A 3,056-nucleotide genomic window follows, 5' to 3' on the forward strand; every position below is an offset into this window, starting at 1 on the left:
TATGGATATCTCATCTTGTGGTGAGTTTCGCGCTTAGATGCTTTCAGCGCTTATCTCGACCGAACGTAGCTACTCTGCAGTACAGCTGGCGCCATAACAGATTCACTAGAGGTTCGTCCAACCCGGTCCTCTCGTACTAAGGTCAGGTCCACTCAAATATCCTACGCCCACAACAGATAGGGACCGAACTGTCTCGCGACGTTCTGAACCCAGCTCGCGTGCCACTTTAATCGGCGAACAGCCGAACCCTTGGGACCTTCTCCAGCCCCAGGATGTGACGAGCCGACATCGAGGTGCCAAACCTCCCCGTCGATATGAGCTCTTGGGGGAGATCAGCCTGTTATCCCCAGCGTACCTTTTATCCTTTGAGCGATGGCCCTTCCATGCAGAACCACCGGATCACTATATCCTACTTTCGTACCTGCTCGGCTTGTAGGCCTCACAGTCAAGCATGCTTTTGCTATTGCACTCCACGTACGGTTACCAAGCGTACTGAGCATACCTTTGAAAGCCTCCGTTACTCTTTTGGAGGCGACCACCCCAGTCAAACTACCCACCAAACAATGTCCCCCGCTTCAGCAGGGTTAGACACCGAATACAGAAAGGGCGGTATTTCAAGGTTGATTCCACGACTCCTGGCGAAGCCGCTTCAACATCTCCCGCCTATCCTACACATCCTGTACCCAATATCAATGTTAAGTTGTAGTGAAGGTGCATGGGGTCTTTCCGTCCCGTTGCGGGTAACCGGCGTCTTCACCGATACCACAATTTCACCGAGCTCATGGCTGAGACAGCGTCCAGATCGTTACACCATTCGTGCAGGTCGGAACTTACCCGACAAGGAATTTCGCTACCTTAGGACCGTTATAGTTACGGCCGCCGTTTACTGGGGCTTCGATTCAATGCTTCGCCTTGCGACTAACATCCCCTCTTAACCTTCCAGCACCGGGCAGGTGTCAGGCCTTATACCTCATCTTTCGATTTTGCAAAGCCATGTGTTTTTGTTAAACAGTCGCCTGGACCTTTTCACTGCGGCCCCCGTTAAGGGGCGCCCCTTCTCCCGAAGTTACAGGGCCATTTTGCCGAGTTCCTTAGCCATGATTCACTCGAGCACCTTAGGATTCTCTCCTCGACTACCTGTGTCGGTTTGCGGTACGGGTATCTTATATCTGAAGTTTAGAGGATTTTCTCGGCAGCCTTTAGGATCACTATCCACGCCCCCGTAGGTTTGTGGTACTTTCAGCTTTCTCCATCACTCACGGATTTGCCTATGAATGATATAGGTACGGCCTTTAACGAACTATTCCGTCAGTTCGCGGATCTTTCACCACTGCGTCTCCCCGTCACAATATAAGATAGTATGGGAATATTAACCCATTGTCCATCGGCTTCGCCCTTCGGCTACACCTTAGGCCCCGACTAACCCTGATCCGATTAGCGTTGATCAGGAAACCTTAGTCTTTCGGTGTGCAGGTTTCTCGCCTGCATTATCGTTACTTATGCCTACATTTGCTTTTCTAACCGCTCCAACATACCTTACGGTACACCTTCGCCGCTGTTAGAATGCTCTCCTACCATAGAGATAAATCCCTATCCATAGCTTCGGTAATATACTTGATGCCCGATTATTATCCATGCCCGATCGCTCGACTAGTGAGCTGTTACGCACTCTTTAAATGAATGGCTGCTTCCAAGCCAACATCCTAGCTGTCTATGCAATCGGACCCCGTTAGTTCAACTTAGTATATATTTGGGGACCTTAGCTGATGGTCTGGGTTCTTTCCCTCTCGGCCTTGGACCTTAGCACCCAAAGCCTCACTCCAGCGTATATGTGTCTAGCATTCGGAGTTTATCTGGATTTGGTAGGATTTGACTCCCCCGCATCCAATTAGTAGCTCTACCTCTAGCACACTCTTACCGCCAGGCTGTTCCTAAAAACATTTCGGAGAGTACGAGCTATTTCCCAGTTTGATTAGCCTTTCACCCCTACCCTCAAGTCATCCGAAAACTTTTCAACGTTAACCGGTTCGGACCTCCATTACATGTTACTGCAACTTCATCCTGCTCAAGGGTAGATCACAAGGTTTCGCGTCTACTCCCACTGACTATGCGCCCTATTCAGACTCGCTTTCGCTTCGGCTGCGTCCCTGAAGGACTTAACCTTGCCAGTGAGAAGTAACTCGTAGGCTCATTATGCAAAAGGCACGCCGTCACACCAGATGGTGCTCCGACCGCTTGTAAGCGCACGGTTTCAGGTTCTATTGCACTCCCCTGTTCGGGGTTCTTTTCACCTTTCCTTCACAGTACTTGTTCACTATCGGTCTCTCAGTAGTATTTAGCCTTACCAGATGGTGCTGGCAGATTCCCACAAGGCGTCTCCGACCTCGCGGTACTCAGGATACAGTTAGGTATAACAATCTTACCAATACGCGGCTATCACGCTCTATGGCTGCTCTTCCCAAAGCATTCTTGTTCTTTTGTTAAGTCCACATTACTGTCCTACAACCCCAATAATGCCGTAACATTATTGGTTTGGGCTCTTTCGCGTTCGCTCGCCACTACTTACGAAATCACTATTGTTTTCTCTTCCTCTGCTTACTTAGATGTTTCAGTTCGGCAGGTTAGCGTATTTATACAACTAGTCTTCAACTAGTTAGGTTTCCCCATTCGGAAATCATCGGATCAATTCGTATTTGCCAATACCCGATGCTTATCGCAGCTTATCACGTCCTTCATCGCCTCTGAGAGCCAAGGCATCCCCCGTGCGCCCTTAGTAACTTTCTTGATTACTAAGACTTGCGTCTTATTTACTTACATTAATAGAATTGCTTCTATCTGTTGCTCGTTTACCTTTTCAGGTAACTTCTTTCAATATGTCAAAGAACTTCTTGGCCGTTTGTTTCCTTTCCTTTGAAAGGTNTTGGCCACTTTTAGTGGAGAATAACGGATTCGAACCGTTGACCCCCTGCGTGCAAGGCAGGTGCTCTAGCCAGCTGAGCTAATTCCCCAAGCTTGTTAAGTAATGAGTGAGTGAGTGAATGCTGAATGATTGAATT

1 tRNA gene and 1 rRNA gene are annotated in these 3,056 nt (G+C 48.7%); both read right to left on the reverse strand.

The window, feature by feature from the left end:
• Window positions 1-2,784, reverse strand: a 23S ribosomal RNA gene (locus C3K47_RS19310); the annotation flags it as partial.
• A gap of 150 nt (window positions 2,785-2,934) precedes the next feature.
• Window positions 2,935-3,008: transfer RNA gene (locus tag C3K47_RS19315), tRNA-Ala, on the reverse strand.
• Window positions 3,009-3,056: the final 48 nt, after the last annotated feature.

The organism is Solitalea longa (genome assembly GCF_002920915.1).
Classification (GTDB): domain Bacteria; phylum Bacteroidota; class Bacteroidia; order Sphingobacteriales; family Sphingobacteriaceae; genus Solitalea; species Solitalea longa.